This window comes from Paraburkholderia fynbosensis (genome assembly GCF_902859935.1).
Classification (GTDB): domain Bacteria; phylum Pseudomonadota; class Gammaproteobacteria; order Burkholderiales; family Burkholderiaceae; genus Paraburkholderia; species Paraburkholderia fynbosensis.
This window is the reverse complement of the sequence record NZ_CADIKI010000004.1, coordinates 380,629-401,670: the sequence shown is the minus strand read 5'-3', so window position 1 is coordinate 401,670 and position 21,042 is coordinate 380,629. Positions and strand designations below refer to the sequence as shown.

Genomic DNA, 21,042 nt, shown 5'->3' with positions numbered 1-21,042 from the left:
TGGATCGTGTCTTCACGCCGAGTCGACGCGATCGCACTCAGCGTCGCTCTGTCCCGTATGCGCAATCTGCTCGCCAAACTGCAGGGCCGCAAGCTGGGCATAGAGCGGCGAACTCAAAAGCAAGTCGGCGTGACGGCCCTGCGCGACGATGCCGCCTTGCTCCAGCACGACGATGCGGTCCGCTTGCTGTACGGTCGCGAGGCGGTGCGCGATGACCAGCGTGGTGCGGTTCTGCGCGGCATTGTCCAGCGCCTTTTGTACGAGGCGCTCGCTCGCAGCGTCGAGCGCGCTGGTGGCCTCGTCCAACAGCAGGATGGGTGGATTCTTCATGATCGCGCGGGCGATCGCAATGCGTTGGCGCTGTCCGCCAGACAGCCGTACTCCGCGCTCGCCTAGAAACGTGTCGTAGCCTTGCGGCAGTTCTTCGATAAAGCCGGCCGCAGCCGCCATTTCGGCGGCCCGCTGCACTTGCGGGAGTGTGGCGTCGGGCGCGCCGTAGCGGATGTTGTCGAGCACGCTGCCCGAAAAGATCACCGATTCCTGCAGCACCACCCCGATTCCCTTGCGCAATTCGACGAGCGGCACCTGCCGCGTCGGGACGCCGTTGATCAGAATGCTGCCCGCCTGTGGGTCGTAAAAGCGCAGCAGCAGTTGGAACAGCGTGGTTTTGCCGGCGCCGGACGGTCCAACCAGCGCGACATGTTCGCCCGCGCGGACGTCGAGCGAGAGCCCGGCGAGTGCTGCGATACCGGGGCGGGACGGATAGTAAAAGCTAACATTGTCGAAGCGGATGCCGTCTCCACGCGCCGGCAGCGTGACCGTGGCCTCGGCCTGCACCACCGGCGAGCGTGCCGCCAGCAGTTGCAACAACCGTTCAGTGGCGCCGGCAGCCCGCTGCAGATCGCCCCACACTTCGGCGACTGCGCCCACCGCACCGGCGGTGAACACCGCATAGAGGATGAACTGGGACAACTGGCCAGCCGTCATCCGCCCGGCCAGCACATCCTGCGCACCGAGCCAGAGGACGAACACGATGGCGGCGAACACCAGGACGATAACCACGGCGGTCAACCAGGCGCGCGCCCGAATGCGCGTGAGCGCGGTCGCAAAGGCCACCTCCACCGCGCCGGCAAACCGCCGCGCCTCAAAGGGCTCCTGCGCATACGACTGGACAGTCGGCATGGCATTGAGAACCTCGCCCGCCAGCGCGCTCGCGTTCGCTACCTTGTCCTGGCTGGCGCGCGAGAGGCGCCGCACGCGCCGACCGAAGACAACGATGGGAGCGACCACCACGACCAGCGTGGCGATGATGTAGCCTGACAGCACAGGGCTGGTCACTGCCAGCATCGCCACGCCACCGGTAAGCAGGAAGAAGTTGCGTAACCCCAGCGACAGGCTGCTGCCCACCACCGTCTGAATCAAGGTGGTGTCGGTGGTGAGCCGCGACAGCACCTCTCCGGTCTGCGTGGTTTCGAAGAACTGCGGGCTCATTTCCAGCACGTGGTCGTAGACCGCACTTCGCAAATCAGCCGTGACCCGCTCGCCCAGCCACGACACGAAGTAGAAGCGCAGTGCCGTGGCGCCGGCCAGTACGAGCGAAACGACGAATAACGCGAGGAAATAGCGATCGATGTGCGCACGGTCACCCGCGGCGAAGCCGCGGTCAATCAGGTATCTGAACGCCACCGGCAACGCCAGGGTGGCGCCCGCCGACGTCACCAGCGCCAGGAACGCGAGCGCCCAGCGCCCGGCATACGGGCGCATGAAGGGAAACAGGGCAAACAGGGGGCCTATTGCCCGCGAAGGAAGCGAAGGCGGGACAGCGTCTGGCATGAGGATTCCCGAGCGGGTAGAAGTTCATCTCGATTGTGCCAGTCCTACAGATTCGAAGGCAGCGGTCGCGTACTTGCCGCGACCGCCCGTATGTATCAAGATCAAATCGATCTTCTCAGGAATGAGCTATTCCCATGACAGACAAACCCGATCCGGACGAACTGAAAGGACCCGGTGACTTGACGTTGCGCCAGATCCACCAACAGGTCCAAAAGAGCGTCGAGCGCGACCGCGAAGAGCAGGCAAAGCGCAATACTACCGCTGCTGCGCAACAGAGCCGATGGCAACGCTGGGTACGCTACGTGTGGGGCCGCAGCGGCCGTCGCTAACGATGGGTCGATACGAACTGCGCCGGTCGCGCTTGCCGAGTCGGGAGCAAACACGCATCGTCGAGCCCGGCCAGCCATAGCGTGTCTGCGAGCGGCAGGACCCGACCCAGGCTGTGTAAAAACGCGACGCGGGCGCTGTGACGATTTCACGCGGTCAACTACAGCGATCAACGGCCTAAAGGGGCCGTCATACGCTGCCATCGACTCTTAGGCGTGGGCGAGTTGTGCCTGGCTCGTGCCTCACGGTTCCGCTGGACGGATTTTCTGCCCTGTTCGTGGCTTTGCCGCAGCGTCATGCCACCAGGGGCCCTTCAGTTATCTGGACGGGCATCGGGATCGGATCGGAATTCTCCGTCATGGAGTTGCCTGTAGAGGTAACGGTCGCTGAGGCGTCACTTGCTGCCGACAACCGCTGCGCCGGACCGGTAGCGCAGCAGGTGATCCGTACCCGACTCGGACAGCCAGACTTCTCCCGGCCGCCCCATCATCTGGCGTACGTTCGCGTGTGGGCGCGGCAGCGCAAACATCTCGAATCGTTCCGTTCGTGGGTCGAAGCGCACTAGCGCGTTAGCGCTCCATTCGCTGAGCCAGACGATGTCTTTGTCGTCGACGTATATCGCGTACACATGCGGATCCGAGCCCGGCAGTTTCCATTCGCGCCACCGATGCGCCGCCGGGTCGAACACTCCCACCTTCCCTGCGTTCCACTCGCTGATCCAGACGCGCCCTTTTGAATCGGACCATACCCGGCGCGCTCCCTGTTCTGGTGTTGGCGGCTCGATGACTTGCGCCGCGCCGCTCTCCGGATCGATGCGGCCGAGGTAGCTGCCAGCTAGTGAAGCGAAGTACAAGCTGCCGTCAGGGGTGACACAGATTCCATAGGCACCCGGCCCGCGCGGCGCATTGAACACGCGCATGCTCCCGCTTCCCGGGTCAAGCTCACCATAGATTCCGCCTTGTCCGGTAAACCACAGGTGTCCGCGTTTGTCGAAAACGGCCGTGTTCAGGTTGGCGTTCTGTCGGTCTCGGGGCAACGGGAAGCGCGCGACAGCGAGTGTCTTCGGATCGACGCGTACGATCGCGTTCAGCCCGCCATCGGTAATCCATGCTGCTCCATCCGGACCGACGATCACGCCGTGCGGCGCCGATCCGTTGCCGAGCGGGACCCGCTGCGTCTTGCCGCTGCGCGGGTCCAGCCTTCCGACTGCGCCTTGCGCCTGCGCGGTGTACCAGACGGCGCCGCCAGGCTCTGGCGCGACATCGTGCGGTGCGCTGCCGGAGGGGATGGCAAACGAGTCGAACTCAGTGGACTGAGCTTGTACTGAACCGATTGCTAACATCGCGCCAACAAGAACCGAAGCAAAATTTCGGAAGAACCGGGACTCGCAGATTTCCTTCCCCGTCGCCGAAGCCGCTGCATTTGCGATGTGAATCACGTCCGCCTCCGTAACCAGAATTGGCTTGCACACTGGTACCTCCTTATTGTGGCACTAACCGGAAGAATTCTCGGGTCGCGCGCAGAAAAGGCGTACGGCAGGTAGCTCGGTGGCCCCAATGACGCAACACGAATACTGTTCTAGTTCGTGCGAGCCAAGGCCCGGCTACATCGGCTCCGCATTGCAACCGGTCCTCGGCCGTTGGACACGGACGCCGCTATTGTCTATCGCGATCTGCTGTCCACAGTTCGTGTCACAAACCAACTGAAAAATCACGGTCCCGTCCTTGGGCAGTTTGACTGGGATTTCGTAGGCGCAGCATAGTCCTGCCACACAACGAAAGTGGCACAAAAGGTCCTACAGGAAGGCACAAAACGCTGAGATATCGGCATGCATGCGCGACGCCAACTGCCCTATTCTTCAGATGCTGCGACTTACGCATTTCCGGTCGGCTCAGCCGGCCGTCGGCAGCCGTTCCGCGTCCCACGCGGAGAGGGGGGTGTATGTCACGTCCAAAACCATCGCGGCCCGCGCGGCGCGCACTGCGTCGTGGGCAGTTAACGGGACGCATGTGGCTCGTCATCGGCAGTTCGCTTATGGGGCTGTCCTTTGCCCATGCGACGCTCGCGGCGGGCGTCCTTCCAAAAGGCGGCACATACGTGGCCGGCACGGGCGCGATAGCAAGCCAGGGCAACGGCCTCGTGATCACACAACCGGGTTCGACGCGTGGCGTGATCGACTGGAACAGCTTTTCGATCGGTAAAACCAACAGCGTGACGTTCGACAACGGCTCGGGCGCGACGCTGAACCGGGTGACGGGTGGCTCGCCCTCTGCCATCCTCGGCAGGCTCAGTGCGACGGGCAGCCTCTATGTGATCAATCCGCAGGGAGTCGTGGTCGGGCCATCGGGCGTGATTACCACCGGCGGACGTTTCGTTGCGTCGACGCTGGACATCTGCAACGACGCGTTCGTGCAGGGCAGCGGCTCGCTCACGCTGTCGGGCAACTCGAACGCTGCCGTGATCAATCTCGGCAAGATCAGCTCGGGTGGCGGCGATATATTCCTGATTGCGCGACACGACGTCGTCAACGCCGGCACCGTCGCGGCGCCCAACGGCACGGCGGAACTGGCCGCGGGCGCGCAGGTGCTGCTGCAGGACTCGGCCGGCAGCAGGCAGGTGTTTGTGCAGACAGGCAGTCAGGGCACGGTCGTCAACAAGGGGCGGATAACCGCCGCGCAGGTTAGTCTGCAGGCCGCCGACGGCAACGTGTATGCGCTCGCGGGCGGCGGCACGCGCATCCGCGCGACGGGCACGGCCAGCCGTGGCGGCCATGTGTGGCTGGTCGCCGACAGCGGCCGTGTCGAGCAGTTCGGCAAGATCACCGCAAGCAACGCGGACGGCAGCGGCGGAACCGTCGATACGCAAGCGGCACAACTCACTTTCGGCAGGCACGCAGCGGTTCACGCGGCGAAATGGAATCTGTCGACGCCCGACTTCACGATCGATGACTCGGCCGCACATGCGTTGCAACGCAGTCTGAACGCGGGCACCTCGATCGATGTCACGACCACAGGCGCCAACGGCGCAACGGGCGACCTCGGCGTCGCGTCGAGTCTGCGCTGGAGCGGCCCGGCTTCGCTCACGCTCGCCGCGTACCGCGATGTCTCCGTCGCGAACGGCACGACGATCGCGAACAGCGGCGCGGGCAATCTGACCTTGCGCGCCGACGCATCCGGCATTGACAACGGCGCCAGTGTCCTCAACAACGGCACCATAGACTGGTCGAAAGGCACGGGCATCGTCAGCGCGCTCTACGATATGAACGGCAGTTTCAGCCCCGGCACGCTCGTCAGCAATGTGACCTGGCAAGCGCCGCTCTACAGCGGACTCGTCACGCAGATAACCGGCTATCAACTCGTCAATTCGGTCACGGACCTTCAGAACATCGGAAACAATCTTGCCGGCAATTACGCGCTAGGCAAAGACCTCGACGCTGGCAATTCCGCGTTCCAGACGCTTGGTTTCGCTGCCGGCACGTCGTTCACGGGGCAGTTCGACGGTATGTGGCATACGATCTCCAACCTCTTGCCGAGCTTCGATGCGGTGTTTGGCGATATCGGTCCTAACGGCGTCGTGCGCGACGTGAACGTCAACGCGAACGTCGGCCAGGTGGATTTTTTCTTTGATAACGGGACCGCGATACTGGCCATTCAGAATCACGGCACCATTGCCAACGTGTTTACGTCCGGGGTCATTGCCTCAAGGAACCTTGGCAACGAGTACGCCGGGCTTGTCGCTACCAACTTCGGGTTAATCGCGCGATCGGGCAGCAGCGCTACCGTCACGGCGGATGGTAATGTCGGTGGGCTGGTTATCGGTAACGAAGGTACGATCACCCAGTCATACGCCACTGGCCCAGTCTTGGGACTTACCTCGCACGGTCCGGCGGGAGGACTAGTCGGGGGGTTCAGCGGCGGAACGATCACACAGTCCTTCGCGTCGGGCGCCGTGACGGCGGCGGTATCGCGTCAGGCCGGCGGTATCTGCGCCAGCAGCTGCGGCGTTCTTGGGAACGACGTTTACTGGAACGTCCAGACGACGGGTCAACCGTCGAGCGGCGGCAATCTGCCTGCGTCGAACGGGCTCACTACCGCCCAGATGAGCGACCCGAAAAATTTTGCCGGGTGGGACTTCGGTCCTAACGGCGTGTGGGTGATGCTACCCGGTGCGACCCATCCCGTTCTCGCCTGGCAGGTCGCCCCGCACTGAACCATGGTCTCCGAGCCGACGCTGTTATAGGCGTCTCCCGCGTTGCGCGGCGCGCTGGCGTCGTTTCTGCAAGATCCGCCTTGCCGCGGTACCTGACGCTGATTAATTGCGACGACCGATGTACTCCGGAAACCGCCGTTCGGTCGGTGAATGCGCGAATGGCTGCTCTCGACAATTCGGAGGACTGAAGTCGAACTGCTTCAACCGTTCGAGGCTCCCGTGGCCGGGGCTCGTTTCTCGATACCGGCCATACACTCGTTCGGCGATTGCTCACGATTCGTCGCGCGCCTCCTGGCGAGCCGCGTCCCCGACTGTCGGCCACACCCGCTCCTCGAATTGATCAGACGGAACGGGCTCGGAATACAAGAAGCCTTGCGCAAAGTCACAACCCACGGCGGCGAGAAAATCACGTTGATCCGTCGTCTCGACCCCTTCCGCAATAACCTGCAATCCCAACTTATGAGCGAGCATGACCATTGCTTCGCAGAGCGCCTGATTGCCGCCGTCGAAGCCGAGGTTCTGCACGAATGAACGGTCGATCTTGAGATAATCGATGTCGAAGCGCTTCAGATAGGCTAAGGATGAGTAACCGGTCCCAAAGTCGTCGATCGAAATCCCGATTCCTGCCTCGCGGAAACTCAGCAACTTCCCGTTCAATTCGGCGTCCAGTAACAGCCCTTCGGTTATTTCAATTGCCACGCTCTGTCTAGGCATGCCTTGCCGAATGAGGTATTCCGACCATTGGATACACACCAGATTGTCCTGGCGAATCTGCACCGGCGAAATGTTGACACTGATCTGAAACGATGGATGGAATCGTCGGCGCCATTGATGCGCCTGGCGCACGGCCTGTTTGAACACCCAATCGCCGATAGGAACGATGAGCCCCGTCTCTTCGGCCAATGCGATGAAGTCCAATGGGCTGATCGTGCCGCGTTCAGGGTGCAGCCAGCGAATTAGCGCTTCAGCTTTGTAAATTTCGCCAGTCGCCAGATTGACGATAGGCTGGTAATAAACACGGAACTGTTCGGCTTGCAGAGCGGTACGTAGATCGCTGGTGAGACGCCGGCGCGTTTCTGCCGCCACTTGCAACTCGGGCGTAAAGTAGTTGAAACGGTTGCGCCCCGCGGCTTTGGCCGCGTACATGGCCTGGTCGGCATTCTTGAAGAGAACATCCAGTTCTGTCCCGTCGCCAGGGTAAAGCGTGACACCGACACTGGCAGAAATAAAAGCCTCGTCCGGACCAAGCTGAAAGGGTTCGGCCAGCGTGGCGATGATCGCCTTCGCGATCTGTTCGATGCTTCCGGTGTCGTCCAGTTCGGGCAGAATCACCGTGAACTCGTCACCGCCAAGTCGAGCGACCGTGTCGAATTCACGCACACACGAGGTAATGCGCCTCGCAGCCTCGATCAGCAGGATATCGCCCATATCGTGTCCGAGCGAGTCGTTGACCTCCTTGAACCGATCGAGATCGATCAGCATCAAGGCCATCGGCCGCCCAGAGCGATGTGCAACGCCAGCTTCGTGCTCCAGACGGGCATGAAACATCTGGCGGTTCGGCAGATGGGTCAGCGCATCGTAATTGGCCTGCTTCCATATGGTGGCCTCGAATGCCATCCGGTCGGACAAATCGCGACCGACCGCCAGCACGGAATTCACCTGACCCGACACGTCGATCTCTGGAGTGAGCCGAATATGGCTGCACTGTTCCTGTCCGTCCTTGCTGAGCCATCTAAGTTCGAACTGGCGGCTTTTCCCGGTTGTAATGGTTTCGCTAATCTTTTTCTCATACACGAGCGCGTTAGCGCCGCCGGGAATCTCCGAGGGCCGTTTGCCGAGCGATTCGCGAAGGCTGCGGCCCGCCGAGACGCAGAAAGCCGGATTGGCGTAGGTGCGGCGCAGTTCCCGGTCGTAGCGTGTGATCGTGTCGGGCGAATTCTCGATCAACGTGCGCGACTCCTGCTCTTTGGCGACGAGCTCCGCCGTTCGCTCGATGACCGTCTGCTCCAGCGAAGCGTTGATCTCGTTGATCTTCTGGATCTTCTGCCCGATCGCCGCACTCATTCGTTCGAACCTGTGCGCCAATCTGCCCAATTCATCCTTTACGGCAATCTCACTGCTCGGCTCCGCCGACGCTGCCACCTCTGCGCCTGCATCGCTACCAGCGTCATCCATCCTTTGCACCAGATCTTTGAGCGGTGCCGAGATGCTGTGGGAAATGAAGTTGGCGAGGAAGATCGAAAGCAGAAACCCCGAAATGCCCACCAGTATGATCTGGTTGCGTACGGACTGTGCCTCCGCCGTCAGTTGCTTCTCCGGGATCGTACTGACCACATACCATTTCGTGCCGGCAATACCTGTGTATGCAGCGAGATATCGGCCGCCATTCCTGCCATGGAAGTCGACGAAACCATTTGGCTCGCCGTGTGGATTGGCGTTGGTGATTCTTTCGAGCAGACCCGCTTCAGCCTTTCCGTCGGTGTTCATTGAAGAGCCGTCGGCACCGACGATCAGCTTGTCGCTGCTGGCGTCAAGCACATAGATCTGCGTTCCACTGCCCACGGCGACGTCATTGAAAATCGCCGAGAAGTACTCTGGGCGGATCACTAGAACGAGATTACCGATCTGCCGATTGTCGCTTTTGCCGATGATTGCACGCACCATCCCCAGATCCTGCTGACCGGCCCCGTTGTCATAGCTACCCCAGTAAGGCCGGCCATTTCGATCGGGAGCCTGCTCGACCAGACGCACCACACCCCGCGTCAATTGCGCGAACGCCTGGGAGTCGGTGATCCGGTTGTCCTTGTCGAGCAGGTATTTCTGGTTGATGAAATCAACCGCGCCGTAGTGCGCCAGAAGAAGCCGGGTCAGGTCCTGGCGAGCTTCGCTCTGCTCCTTTTCGTTGCCGCGTGCGACGCGAGTCAGCGCATTCTGAACCTGGTCGGAGAGCACCAGAAGGCTGCTCTCCATCTCGATCTGCTCCATCCGCAAGGAGATGTTTTTGGATACCTGTTTGACGACCTCTTTGGAAAATATCTCCGCTTTCTGCTTGAGCGCTGCTGTTGACTCCACATATGAAATGTAGCTGGAGACAAGTATCGGTATCAGCGAAAGCAGGATGAACGCGGCTATCAGTCGGTAGTGAATTTCGACACGCCGCAGCAGATCCAACGAGAAGTAGGCGAATGCGCTTCGCAGCCAGGCGATCAGTGGAGTCATTTGTAGTGCATCTTCGCTTCATTCTTAACGGACTCGTCCAGCAGTTTTGCGGCCTGTCTTGGCGTGATCTTTCCGAACAGCACATCCTGAATCAATCGATGCAAGCGCTCGATGGAATTAGACGGTAGAACCGAATAGTACGGGCTGCCGGTTACCGCATAGCGACTGACCGCGTTCGTGTAGTCAACCATCTTCTGATCGCTCACGACCGTCCCGGGGAACTGCTTGAAAGGGGGAATGTTTTGGCGTTTCGTCTGGAGAATAGAAAATCCCGGCCCCGCGATGAACTCGAGAAAGCGCATGGCCGCAGCCTTGTTAGGCGTTTCAGACACCGCAAAACCAGTTTCGCTGCCGACTACGGGTACTACCTGCTCGCCTGGCGAGTTCCAGGGCGGCATGAACACGCCAACTTCGAAGGGATTGCCGTGCAGCAACAGACCGGCTGCCCAACTACCGTGAAAAGCCATCGCTACCTTGCCTTCCTTGAATAGCCGGACGCCGTCGTCGTAGCCTGTCGCCATGAACGATTTCTGTACGAAACCACGTTCCGGCACGAGCCTGATCCTGGCGAAAATTTCCGCTACCTGAGGGGTATTCAAATCCAGCGTGCCATCGCTGATCTTGTTCTTCCAGTCCGGCTCGCGCGCAACCACGTTGTTAGCAAAGCCCGAACTGAAGGGACCGTTGCCGAGCATATTCGGGAATCCGCCATTCCACATTATCGGCGTATAGCCAGCACGTTTGAGCTGTTCGCAGACTGCCAGGAATTCGTTGAAATTGGTGGGCAGGGTCTTGATGCCTGCTTTCGCGAACATCTCCTGGTTGTAATAGATCGCAGTCGTGGCCATCCCTCCCGCTATTCCAAAGTGCCTGGACTGGCGGCTGGTCCAGTCCTTCTTGAGAGGATCCAGCATGTTCTTCCAGGCGGACGTCTTGCTGACGTCGGCCAGCAGCCCTTGATCGGCCAAGTCGGCCCCATAGGCATTCGGGTTGATGCTGACCAGGTCGGGCAAATTGCCGGTCGCGATCCGCGGCTTGATATTTTCTTCGACCGAATTGCCGATCATGAACTGCACGTTTACGTGTATGTCCGGGTTCAGCTTGCTGAATTCAGCGGCAATCCGGAGCATTTCCTCGGGCCAGTCGGGAGCCCAGACCAAGGCGGTGATGGCGGTACCGGTCGGCGCGCTCATGCCCGAAGAACCGTGGTCCCGCTGATGGCAACCACACAACGAGAAAAGAATGAAACAAGCCAGGACCAACAGCCACGATGCAGACTCAGTTTGTCGCACTTCGGTTCACTTTCAGGTTCGGCATGCATTGGGCGCCCCTCGGCAGACGCCAGTGACGCATTCGATGGTGGACCGGTAGAGCTTTCGTCGCGGTCGAGTCGATTGCGTAACCATGGCTGCGTCTCAGCAGCGATAAATCGTGACGAAAGCCCGGTCCGCCGCTGGGCATTTTCGTCACAGGTCTCTCTCGCTGTCGGCCGATCTTTTGTCATCGGCGACGCCTATCGATCGGCACCTGAATGTTTATAAAACAGGGCTGCGGAGAACTCTCGACGGGTCGGCGCTCACACGGCATATCGGCAACAGACGCAGATACTTTAACTTAAGGGAGCCCGAATCTCGCCGGCATGACGGAAAGTCGCCGATACAAGGGGAGCGACTCAGACGTCAAGCGCAGTTGGGCGGACAACTGTACGTTGTTCGCTTTTGATAGTGGACACTCGCGGCTACCGGCTACTTTGTCCGGTCGTCCGCTCAGGCCGAAAAGCGGCTTGAGTCGGGCTCTGCTCCGAATCAGCCGAGGTTGGGTGGGCCACTAGGATCCTCAGTATTTCGCCAGCCGACGTGCGCAACGTCGCCCTGCGCGTGCGACGTCGCGTAAAAAACCCTCGCTCTGCCGATGATGATCTTCAACGTCGCGATGACGGGCACGGCCAGAAAGATGCCCGCGACGCCGCCGAGCTGATCTCCCGCCAGCAGCCCCACGATGACGAGAAACGGACTGACCTCCACGCCTTCGCTCATCAGATAAGGATTGAGCACGTAGTCCTGAAACAGCCGATACAGGCCGATAAAAACCACCAGCCACAGCAGATGTGGATAGCCGCTAAAAACCGCGACCACCAGCGTGATCGCGACCGCGGCAAGCGGTCCGGCAAATGGCACGAACTCCAGCAAGCCCGCGCTCACCGCGAGCAGAAACGCGTAAGGCACGCCGAGCAGCGAGAACGCGACGCCATAGCAGATCAACGTGGCCAGCGATAAAAACAGCAGCGCGCGCACGTACTTCGACAACAGCACGTTCAGGTCCGTGACGATTTCCGCCCACAACGTGCGATGCCGCGCCGTCAGCAGTTCGAGACAGGCGTCGCGCATCTGCGGACCTTCCTTGATCAGCAGAAAGCTCAAGATCGGAATCAGCACGAGGTGGATCAGATTGCCGGCCGCGTGCACGACGCCGAGCCCGACGCTGCGCGCCACCGGCACGGCCTTGTCGGAACCGATCTCGATCTGGCTGCGCACGAAATCGATGATCCGTTCGCGCAACGGTTCGAGAAAGTGCGGCAACGGAAAACGACTGGGCACGTCCGGCTTCAGCAAGGTGGGCAGTTGCGCGAACAGATGCGTCGCCTGATCCTGCAATTGCACGCCGAAGATCGAACCGACCACCGCGATGACGGCGACGACGACCACGAACACCAATGCAATCGATGCGACCCGCGGCATGCGGCGCGGCCTGACGCGCTCGACGAACTCGACCATCGGGTAGATCAGATAGCTGAAAAACACCGCAAACACCACCACCAGCACCGTGGTCGACGCGATATAGACGACGAAAAACAGCAGTGCGATCAAGGACGCGGTCCAGACTTTTCTGGCCGTGCAGACATCGAATCCCAGCATGAACCTTCCTCGAGTAGACGATGAGATCCGGCGCCGCGAGCGCGCCGGGAACATCGGACAATATCAGGCTGCAGCGGGATTGTGAACGCGTGCCGTGCCCGCTCTCGTCGCCGCTTCACATGCTTGAACTGGCTGAGCGGCGGCGCTGCGGCGCGTGGCGTTGATCGCTCTACCTTTTCGCGCGATCGCGCAGTGCGTCGACCGCTTCGCCGAGCTTTGTCTGCATCCGGCCGGCCAGCTTTTCAGCCGCGCCCTCGGCTTGTGTCATGCGATTGCCTGTGACCTTGCCGATCGCTTCCCTCACCGAGCCCTTGAGTTGCATCGCTTCACCTTCGACACGATTCTTGTCCATGACGTTTTCCTCAAACGATTAGGTTGCAGACGAGTGATGCTGCGGGGATGTATGAATTGCCAGGTTGGATTGCAATGTTGCGCGTGCTATGTGTCAGCGCGTTGATCGTGAGCACGGCTTGCGGTTCGTTGTACCGCTTCGGTGCACGTCGCCCGATGCCGTGCATGGATTGCATTGCACACGTATTCGACCGACACATCGCCCGGCATCGTTTCGCGGACCGCTTCGCTTTGCGCGATCCGCTTCGGAGCAACAACTTTGGGATTTGAGCACGCTTTGTGCCCGAGGGATCGGAGGAAAGGCGTGCCAGTAGAAAAAGCCGCAGATGCGGCCTTCGTGATCGTACGCGCGAGTCAGTCAGCGCAAGGCTGTGGTCGCAGACGTGCTAGCGATTGTCAGATGACGGCTCGCCCCCCAACCCCGCGAGCGGATGCGTCTCGCTCTTCCACGGCGACGCCAGAAAATGCCGGACCCGTTCGGGCCGCACTTGCGCCAGCGTCGCGGGTGCCCAGCGCGCGTTGCGGTCCTTGTCGATCAACTGAGCCCGCACCCCTTCGCAGAAATCGCCCTCCTCGATCACCCGTTTGACGATGCCCAGCTCCATGCGGAAACACTCGGCGAGCGTCATCTGCCGGCCGCGCAACAGTGCTTCGCGTGTGACGCAGAGCATCGTCGGCGAGTGGCCGGTCAGTGCGTCGTCAGTCGACTGCAGCCACTGCTTCACCTCGCGCGGCGGCTCGCGTTCCAGATCATGGCGCAACGTCGCGATGATCCGCTCGACGCTCGAGCGCCGGTCGAAGTGCCGCACGATCGATTGCGTCAACGGCTCCAACGCCGCATGCGGGACGACGTTACACGGCGGCTCGAACACACCGCGCAACGCGGTCATCAAATCACCGTCGTGCGACATGCGCTGCAAACGTTCCTCGAAGCTCGCGAGCCATTCCGCCGGCACGCACAGGTCGGCCAGTCGCAGACGCAACGCATCGGCGCCCGACAAGGTCACGCCGGTCAGCCCGACATAAAGCGCGTGTTCCACCGGCAGCACGTTCAGAAAACGCGTCGCGCCGACGTCCGGCAAAAAGCCGATACGCGTCTCAGGCATCGCGATCTTGCTGCGCTCGGTGACGATGCGCAGCCGCGCCGCCTGACCGAGCCCCATCCCGCCGCCCATTGCAATGCCGTCGAGCAGCGCGACCACCGGTTTCGCCAAGGTGTGCAGCGCGTAGTCGAGCCGGTACTCGTCGACGAAAAATGCAAGCCAGCGATGATCGCCATTCTTCGCCAGCTGATGCACTTCGCGCACATCGCCGCCGGCGCAAAAGCCTTTCGTGCCCGCACCCTTGAGCACGAGCGCGACAATGCCGCTGTCATGGCGGCAACGTTCGACCAGCACGGCAAGCTCACGCACCATTGCATGCGAGAGCGCATTGAGCGCGGCCGGCCGGTTCAGCGTAATGATCGCCACGCGGTTGACAACGCGAAACAGAATCTCGCGCTGCGCCTGCGCGCTCACAGCGGGCGCGACGCTTTGCAAGGCGCTCATCCGTGAATCTCCGTCTGCGCGTGGGAACTCTGCCCTGCTTGCGTGCGCGAGTGCGCCTGCCAGCGCGGCGTGCGTTTTTCGAGGAACGCGTTGACCCCTTCACGCTGATCGGCGCCATCGAACAGATCGACGAAGCGCTCGCGTTCCAGCGCAAGCGCCGCCGCACGTGGCACGCCGTTGCGTGCCTGATGGATCAGCGTCTTGCTGAAACCGACCGCCTGCGGGCTCAGACCGGCGACGCGCGCGGCCATCGTCAGCGCGGCGCCGAGCGCGGCGCCTCTTTCCACGACTTCCTCGACGAGACCGATGCGCAATGCGGTTGCCGCATCGACACGCTCGCCGGTCAGTATCATCCGTTTGGCCCAGCCTTCGCCGACCAGCCAGGGCAGCGTCTGCGTGCCACAACCGCACGGCAGCAGGCCGACCGCGGTCTCCGGCAGCGCCAGCAGCGCATGCTGTTCGGCGATGCGGATATCGCACGCAAGCGCGCATTCGAGGCCGCCGCCCATCGCGTAGCCGTTGATCGCCGCGATCACGACGGCCCGCGCGTTCTGCAAGGTCTCGAAGGCCGCGCCGAAGCGCGCCGCCGCCGTACGCGCGACTTCGCGGTTGCCGTCGGCAAACGTGTTCAGATCGGCGCCCGCGCTGAAAAACTTCGGGCCGTCGCCGGTGATCACGATCGCACGCACGCGTGCCTCGCCGTTCAGCCTTTCGACGGTGTGCTGCAATTGCAGCAAGCCATCGGCGGTGAACGCGTTCGCGGGCGGGCGCTTGAGCGTCAGTTGCGCGACGGCGCCGTCGTGCGCGTAGTCGAGTTCGATCATCACGCGCCTCCTTGCGTGCCGTCGTCGGCAGCGTGCCGATAAAGCTTGATGACCGCCGAAAAATCGAGACGTCCCGCGCCTTTCGTGCTCATCGTTTGATAAAGCTGCTGCGCGAGCGCGCCGAGATAGACCGGTTGACGCGCGCTGCGGGCGGCGTCGGTGGCGAGCCCCAGGTCCTTGAGCATCAGATCGGTGCCGAAGCCGCCGGTGTAGCCCCGCGTCGACGGTGCGGTATCGATCACGCCGGGCATCGGGTTATACGTGTCCGAACTCCAGCAGCGCCCCGTCGACGTATTGATGATGCCGCCCAGCACCTTCGCGTCGATGCCGAGCGCCTCGCCCAGCGACATCGCCTCGGCCACGCCCGCCATCGTGATGCCGAGCACGAGGTTATTGCAGATCTTCGCGACCTGCCCGGTTCCGGTGTCGCCGCAATGGACGATGTTCCTGCCCATCGCGCAGAGCACCGGCTTGACCTGTTCGTACGCGCTCGCGCTGCCCCCGACCATGAAGGTCAGCGTGCCCGCCGCCGCGCCGCCCGTGCCGCCCGACACCGGCGCATCGACAAAGGTGTTGCCACGCTGCGCTGCGAGTTCGGCGAAGGCCTTCACGCTGGCCGGATCGATCGTACTCGAATCGATGATCGTCACGCCCTTCGCGATGCCCGCGAACACGCCGTCGTCCGCGCTCAGTACGCTGCGCACGTGCGCCGCGGCGGGCAGCATCGTGATCACGCACTCAACGTCGGTCACGGCCGCTTTCGGTGAGCCGGCCGCCTTCGCGCCCGCATCGACTAGCGCCCGCACGGCTTGCGCGTTCAGGTCGAATACGTTGAGCGCGTGGCCCGCCTTCAGCAGGTTGTGCGCCATCGGCGCGCCCATATTGCCGAGTCCAATAAAGCCTATTTTCATGATGTCCTCTCCGTGTTCGCGCGCCGCTCAGCGCAGGCTGATGGTCGTGTTGACGCCGTCGTTGACCGTGTCGTCGTCGAACCAGCGGGCCGTTACGGTCTTGGTCTGCGTATAGAACTGCACGACCTGCTTGCCGTACGGGCCGAGGTCGCCGAGCTTCGAGCCGCGCGAGCCGGTGAAGCTGAAGAACGGCACCGGCACTGGAATCGGAATGTTGATGCCGACCTGGCCGATGTCGATCTCGCTCTGGAATTTGCGCGCCGCTGCGCCGCTCTGCGTGAAGAGGCCGACGCCGTTGCCGAACGGATTGCGATTGACGAGCGCGATCGCGTCGTCGAGCGTGGCGACGTTCAGCACCTGCAGCACCGGGCCGAAAATCTCGGTGCGGTAGATTTCCATTTCCGTGGTGACGTCGGTGAAAATCGTCGGGCCGATGAAGTTGCCTTGCTCGTAGCCGGGCACCTTCACGTCGCGGCCATCGAGCGCGAGCGTCGCGCCTTCTTTCACCCCCGCATCGATCAGGCCGAGAATGCGTTGCTTCGCCGCGCGCGAGACCACCGGGCCGATGTCGGTGTTCGGCTCGTTGCCCGCGTTGACCTTGAGCGTCTTCGCCTTCGCGACGAGCTCCGGCAACCACTGCTGCGCGGCGCCCACCAGCGCCACTACCGAGGTCGCCATGCAGCGCTGTCCGGCCGCGCCGAAGCCCGCGCCGGCGAGCGCGTTCAAGGTCTGCTCGCGGTTCGCGTCGGGCAACACCACCGCGTGATTTTTCGCGCCCATCATCGACTGCACGCGCTTGCCGTGCTCGCTGCCGAGGCGGTACACGTGCGTGCCGACTGCCGTCGAACCGACGAATGAAATCGCCTTGATCAGCTCGTGCGTGCAGAGCGCATCGACCACTTCCCTGCCGCCGTGCACGACGTTCAGCACGCCTTTCGGCACGCCGGCTTCGAGCGCGAGTTCGACCAGTTGCATCGTCGACAGCGGGTCCTGCTCCGACGGTTTAAGCACGAAGGTATTGCCGCAGACGATTGCCATCGGGAACATCCACAGCGGGATCATCGCGGGGAAGTTGAACGGCGTGATGCCGGCGCACACACCGAGCGGCTGGCGCAGCGTGTAGGTATCCACGCCGCCCGCCACGTTCTCCGCGAATTCGCCCTGCTGCAGCGTACCGATCGAGCACGCGTGCTCGACCACTTCGAGTCCGCGGAAGATGTCGCCTTCGGCGTCCGGAATCGTCTTGCCCTGCTCGGCGCTCAGCGTCTTCGCGATGCGCGGCATGTGCTCGCGAATCAGCGCCTGGTACTTCAGCATGATGCGCATGCGCGCGCCGATCGGCGTGTCCTTCCAGGTCTTGAACGCGGCGTGCGCGCTGCGCACCGCTTCGTTGACTTCGTCGACGGTGGCGAACGGCACGCGCGCCAGCACTTCCTGCGTGGCGGGATTGACGATGTCACGCCATTCGCGGGTTGTCGAATCGACGAACTCGCCGTTGATCAGCAGCTTGACGTCGGCGACGGCCTGGTGCGAAGCAATTGCGCTCATGCTGAAACTCCTGTGCGTGGGCCGCGCGGCGGCCTCAGACTGACGGTGATAACGGGAATGACGGGGAAATGGCGGAATGAAAATGATCAACGCAGCTCCGGGAAATCCTCTTCCCAGTACTCGCCGGGCAAACGCGCGGGTTCGGCAGCGCGCTCCATTTCGCGGCGCCGCAATTCGACGCGGCGGATCTTGCCGGAGATGGTCTTCGGCAGTTCGCTGAATTGCAGACGACGAATCCGCTTGTACGGTGCGAGCTTTTCGCGCGAGAACGCGAACACGGCGCGCGCGAGCTCGGGCCCCGCTTCGTAGCCGTGGCGCACGGTGACGAACGCTTTGGGGACCGCCAGGCGCAGCGCATCGGCGCTCGGCACCACGGCGGCTTCGCCAATGGCCTCGTGCTCGATCAGCACGCTTTCCAGTTCGAACGGACTCAGGCGATAGTCGGACGATTTGAACACGTCATCGGAACGGCCGACGTAGACGTAGTAGCCGTCGTCGCGGCGCAGCGCGACATCGGAGGTGCGGTAGAAGCCGTTGCGCATTGCCTGCGCGGTGGCGTTCGCGTTGTTCGCGTAGCCGGTCATCAACCCGAGCGGACGCTCGTTCAAAGGCAGCGCGATTTCGCCTTCGGTTACAGGCTGATCGTCCGCGTCGAGCAGTTCGATCCGGTAGCCCGGCAGCGGCCGTCCCATCGAACCCGCGACCACCGGCTGTCCCGGCGGGTTGCCGATCTGGCAGGTGGTCTCGGTCTGGCCGAAACCGTCGCGAATGGTGATGCCCCACGCGTGCTTCACGCGCTCGATGATCTCCGGATTCAACGGCTCCCCCGCGCCGACGATCTCGCGCAGCTTGACCCGATAGTCGGTGAGCCGCTCCTGCACCAGCATGCGCCACACGGTCGGCGGCGCGCACAGGGTGGTGACGTTGAAGCGCACCAGCGCGTGCAGCGTGTCTTTCGGCACGAAGCGCGCGAAGTTGTACACGAACACGCAGGCCTGCGCGTTCCATGGCGCGAAGAAGCAGCTCCACGCGTGCTTGGCCCAGCCCGGCGAGCTGATGTTCCAATGGACGTCGTTCGGTTGCAGCCCGATCCAGTACATCGTCGACAGATGACCGACCGGATAGCTCTGATGCGTGTGCTCGACGAGCTTCGGTTTCGACGTCGTGCCCGACGTGAAGTACAGCAGCAGCGTGTCGGTGGCTTGTGTGACGCCGTCGGGCGTGAATTGCGGCGACGCGTCGCACGCTGCCGCCAGATCGATCCAGCCGTCGCGTGGTGCGCCGACCGAGAAGCGGGTGAGCGGCACGTCGAGCGTGGCGAACTTGGCCAGCTCGGCGCTGTCGACCACCACGAACTTCGCGCCGCCGATCTGCACGCGCTCGCGCACATCGTCGGCGGAAAGCTGGGTGGTGGCGGGCAGCACGATCGCGCCGAGCTTCATTGCCGCGAGCATCACGTCCCACAGTTCGACGCGGTTGGGCAGCATCAGCAGCACGCGGTGACCACGGCCGACGCCCGAAGCGCGCAGGAAGTTCGCCATACGCGCCGAGCGCTCGGACATCTGCGCGAAGGACAGGCACAGGCCGTCAGTGGCGGGGTCGTCGACGATCCATAGCGCGGGGTTGTGATTGTCGCGGGCGATTACGTCGAAGTAATCGAGCGCCCAGTTGAATTCGCCCAATGCCGGCCAGGTGAATTCGCGGTAGGCACGGTCGTAGTCGGTTCGGTGGCGCAATAACAGATCGCGCGCGTCGAAAAAGGCCTTCGCTGCAGTCATCGTCGTCTCCTGTCGACCAGAGTGGGCGCTTTAGCTGTCAGTCGGAGTTGGTGCTTTAGCACTTACTCCGTCTCCATGCACAGCACTTATTCTGGTCCCATGCAACATGGTTGCTAGTGGATGGCGCGGTATGCGCTCTGCTTTTATCCCGCTGATACTTCGTCTTGCCCTGCTGCCTTGCCGGCGCCCATGGTTCACCTGCGCCCACCGGCCAAGCTATTTTGCGCTCAAACGCCGTGCCGCTGCCGTCTAAACATGACGCGCAATCACCATCCGCTGTACCTCGCTGGTTCCTTCGTAAATCTGCGTGATGCGGGCATCGCGGTAATGGCGCTCCACCGCGTAATCCTGCAGATAGCCATAACCGCCGTGAATCTGGATCGCGTTCGAGCAGATCTCCTCGGCCAGTTCCGACGCGAACAGCTTCGCCTGCGATGCTTCCGACAAACACGGCTTACCCGCCGAACGCAGCCGCGCCGCGTGATGCACGAGCAGCCGCGCGGCGTTCAGGCGCGTGGCCATGTCGGCGAGCATGTTGGCGATGGTCTGATGATCCTTGAGCGCCTTGCCGAACTGCACGCGTTCGCTCGCATAGCGGCGCGCGGCGTCGAACGCGGCCCGCGCGATGCCGACCGCCTGCGCGGCGATGCCGATCCGCCCGCCTTCGAGATTCGACAGCGCGATGCGCAAGCCCTCGCCCGGTTCGCCGAGCAGATTGGCGTCGGGCACCGCGCAGTCGTCGAGCGAAATCGGGCAGGTGTCCGACGCGCGAATGCCGAGCTTGTGCTCCGGCTTGCCGACCTTGAAACCCGGCGTGCCGGTCGGCACGATGAACGCGGACAGGCCGCGCTTGCCGCGCTCCGGATCGGTGACGGCGAACACGATCGCGAGGTCCGCGCGCGCGCCGTTGGTCACGAACTGCTTGCTGCCGTTGAGAATCCACTGGCCGTCGCGCAGTACCGCGCGCGAGCGCAGATTGTTCGCCTCGGAACCGGCCTGCGGCTCGGTCAGGCAGAACGCGCCGATCCGTCGGCCGGTCGCGAGATCGTGCAGATAGCGATCTTTTTGCGCGGCGCTGCCAAAGTTGAGAATCGGCCCGCAGCCGACCGAGTTATGCACGCTCATCACCGTGGCACAGGCGGCGCAGCCGGCGGCGATCTCTTCAAGCGCGAGCGCGTAGGCGACGTAGTCGGTGTACGACCCGCCCCACTCCGGCGGCACGATCATGCCGAGGAAGCCGAGTTCGCCCATCTGCGTGACGACGTCGGCGGGCAGTTGCGCCTCGCGGTCCCATTGCGCCGCGTGCGGCGCAAGCCGTTCGGTGGCGAAGTCGCGCGCGGCGTCTCGGATCATCCGTTGTTCGTCGGTGTAGAAGCTGTCCATGAGTCCGGTCCTCCATCTTGCTGTGCGGCCGGTCGCGGCGCTCGATGACCAGCACGAACGCGGCCCGGTTGACGCAGAGTGTAGGCAAGCCGCCGGATGGCTTCGATGCTCAGCCCGATCATTCTGAGTGAGCGCATTTGCCATACTGCTACTATACAAACCTTCTTCGGCCCGCTATTTCAAGGACTTAGCGAGCC

Annotated in this window: 14 protein-coding genes; 2 read left to right on the top strand and 12 right to left on the bottom strand. The window is 62.5% G+C overall.

Going from position 1 to position 21,042, the window contains the following annotated elements:
- Positions 1–12: 12 nt before the first annotated feature.
- Positions 13–1,833, bottom strand: coding sequence for an ABC transporter transmembrane domain-containing protein (locus HV770_RS09570; RefSeq protein WP_175159157.1), 1,821 nt, complete (start codon positions 1,831–1,833; stop codon positions 13–15).
- Between the two features lie 134 nt (positions 1,834–1,967).
- Here HV770_RS09570 and HV770_RS09565 point away from each other — a divergent pair, with 134 nt between their 5' ends.
- On the top strand, positions 1,968–2,162 hold the full coding sequence (locus HV770_RS09565; RefSeq protein WP_175159156.1) for a hypothetical protein: 195 nt from the start codon (positions 1,968–1,970) through the stop codon (positions 2,160–2,162).
- A 392-nt stretch (positions 2,163–2,554) separates the two neighbouring features.
- Here HV770_RS09565 and HV770_RS09560 read toward each other — a convergent pair whose 3' ends face one another.
- On the bottom strand, positions 2,555–3,502 hold the full coding sequence (locus tag HV770_RS09560; RefSeq protein WP_246290786.1) for a Vgb family protein: 948 nt from the start codon (positions 3,500–3,502) through the stop codon (positions 2,555–2,557).
- Between the two features lie 599 nt (positions 3,503–4,101).
- Here HV770_RS09560 and HV770_RS09555 point away from each other — a divergent pair.
- Positions 4,102–6,369: a two-partner secretion domain-containing protein gene (locus tag HV770_RS09555; protein WP_175159154.1), complete on the top strand. Its 2,268-nt coding sequence runs from the start codon at positions 4,102–4,104 to the stop codon at positions 6,367–6,369.
- A gap of 270 nt (positions 6,370–6,639) precedes the next feature.
- On the opposite strand, the gene HV770_RS09550 is transcribed toward HV770_RS09555, so the two are convergent.
- From HV770_RS09550 to HV770_RS09505, 10 genes are all read right to left on the bottom strand, one after another.
- Positions 6,640–9,588, bottom strand: a complete 2,949-nt coding sequence (locus HV770_RS09550; RefSeq protein ID WP_175159153.1) for a bifunctional diguanylate cyclase/phosphodiesterase — start codon at positions 9,586–9,588, stop codon at positions 6,640–6,642.
- Complete coding sequence (locus tag HV770_RS09545; RefSeq protein ID WP_175159152.1) at positions 9,585–10,781, bottom strand: ABC transporter substrate-binding protein; 1,197 nt, start codon at positions 10,779–10,781, stop codon at positions 9,585–9,587. Before HV770_RS09545 ends, HV770_RS09550 begins: the two co-directional genes overlap by 4 nt.
- A gap of 612 nt (positions 10,782–11,393) precedes the next feature.
- Positions 11,394–12,503 carry an AI-2E family transporter gene (locus HV770_RS09540; RefSeq protein WP_175159151.1) on the bottom strand — a complete coding sequence of 370 codons (1,110 nt, stop codon included), beginning with the start codon at positions 12,501–12,503 and terminating at the stop codon, positions 11,394–11,396.
- A gap of 169 nt (positions 12,504–12,672) precedes the next feature.
- Positions 12,673–12,855, bottom strand: a complete 183-nt coding sequence (locus tag HV770_RS09535) for a CsbD family protein (protein ID WP_175159150.1) — start codon at positions 12,853–12,855, stop codon at positions 12,673–12,675.
- A gap of 385 nt (positions 12,856–13,240) precedes the next feature.
- Positions 13,241–14,401: an enoyl-CoA hydratase/isomerase family protein gene (locus HV770_RS09530; RefSeq protein WP_175159149.1), complete on the bottom strand. Its 1,161-nt coding sequence runs from the start codon at positions 14,399–14,401 to the stop codon at positions 13,241–13,243.
- Positions 14,398–15,225 (bottom strand): enoyl-CoA hydratase, encoded by an 828-nt coding sequence (locus HV770_RS09525; RefSeq protein ID WP_175159148.1) that lies wholly within the window; start codon positions 15,223–15,225, stop codon positions 14,398–14,400. Before HV770_RS09525 ends, HV770_RS09530 begins: the two co-directional genes overlap by 4 nt.
- Positions 15,225–16,136, bottom strand: a complete 912-nt coding sequence (gene mmsB / locus HV770_RS09520; protein WP_175159147.1) for a 3-hydroxyisobutyrate dehydrogenase — start codon at positions 16,134–16,136, stop codon at positions 15,225–15,227. The genes HV770_RS09525 and mmsB overlap by 1 nt, the downstream gene beginning before the upstream one ends.
- Before the next feature lie 27 nt (positions 16,137–16,163).
- The gene (locus tag HV770_RS09515; RefSeq protein WP_175159146.1) at positions 16,164–17,684 is read right to left on the bottom strand and encodes a CoA-acylating methylmalonate-semialdehyde dehydrogenase; all 1,521 of its coding nucleotides are present in this window, start codon (positions 17,682–17,684) and stop codon (positions 16,164–16,166) included.
- Between the two features lie 86 nt (positions 17,685–17,770).
- Positions 17,771–19,462, bottom strand: a complete 1,692-nt coding sequence (locus tag HV770_RS09510) for an AMP-binding protein (protein WP_175159145.1) — start codon at positions 19,460–19,462, stop codon at positions 17,771–17,773.
- A gap of 249 nt (positions 19,463–19,711) precedes the next feature.
- Positions 19,712–20,845 carry an acyl-CoA dehydrogenase family protein gene (locus HV770_RS09505; RefSeq protein WP_175159144.1) on the bottom strand — a complete coding sequence of 378 codons (1,134 nt, stop codon included), beginning with the start codon at positions 20,843–20,845 and terminating at the stop codon, positions 19,712–19,714.
- Between the last annotated feature and the right edge of the window lie 197 nt (positions 20,846–21,042).

Bases quoted from the DNA above. Each gene is read 5' to 3' on its own strand.
- HV770_RS09560 (WP_246290786.1), bottom strand. From the start codon at position 3,502: ATGTTAGCAATCGGTTCAGTACAAGCTCAGTCCACTGAGTTCGACTCG.
- HV770_RS09540 (WP_175159151.1), bottom strand. From the start codon at position 12,503: ATGCTGGGATTCGATGTCTGCACGGCCAGAAAAGTCTGGACCGCGTCC.
- HV770_RS09535 (WP_175159150.1), bottom strand. From the start codon at position 12,855: ATGGACAAGAATCGTGTCGAAGGTGAAGCGATGCAACTCAAGGGCTCG.
- HV770_RS09545 (WP_175159152.1), bottom strand. From the start codon at position 10,781: ATGAGCGCGCCGACCGGTACCGCCATCACCGCCTTGGTCTGGGCTCCC.
- HV770_RS09505 (WP_175159144.1), bottom strand. From the start codon at position 20,845: ATGGACAGCTTCTACACCGACGAACAACGGATGATCCGAGACGCCGCG.
- HV770_RS09570 (WP_175159157.1), bottom strand. From the start codon at position 1,833: ATGCCAGACGCTGTCCCGCCTTCGCTTCCTTCGCGGGCAATAGGCCCC.
- HV770_RS09565 (WP_175159156.1), top strand. From the start codon at position 1,968: ATGACAGACAAACCCGATCCGGACGAACTGAAAGGACCCGGTGACTTG.
- HV770_RS09525 (WP_175159148.1), bottom strand. From the start codon at position 15,225: ATGATCGAACTCGACTACGCGCACGACGGCGCCGTCGCGCAACTGACG.
- mmsB (WP_175159147.1), bottom strand. From the start codon at position 16,136: ATGAAAATAGGCTTTATTGGACTCGGCAATATGGGCGCGCCGATGGCG.
- HV770_RS09550 (WP_175159153.1), bottom strand. From the start codon at position 9,588: ATGACTCCACTGATCGCCTGGCTGCGAAGCGCATTCGCCTACTTCTCG.
- HV770_RS09515 (WP_175159146.1), bottom strand. From the start codon at position 17,684: ATGAGCGCAATTGCTTCGCACCAGGCCGTCGCCGACGTCAAGCTGCTG.
- HV770_RS09555 (WP_175159154.1), top strand. From the start codon at position 4,102: ATGTCACGTCCAAAACCATCGCGGCCCGCGCGGCGCGCACTGCGTCGT.
- HV770_RS09510 (WP_175159145.1), bottom strand. From the start codon at position 19,462: ATGACTGCAGCGAAGGCCTTTTTCGACGCGCGCGATCTGTTATTGCGC.
- HV770_RS09530 (WP_175159149.1), bottom strand. From the start codon at position 14,401: ATGAGCGCCTTGCAAAGCGTCGCGCCCGCTGTGAGCGCGCAGGCGCAG.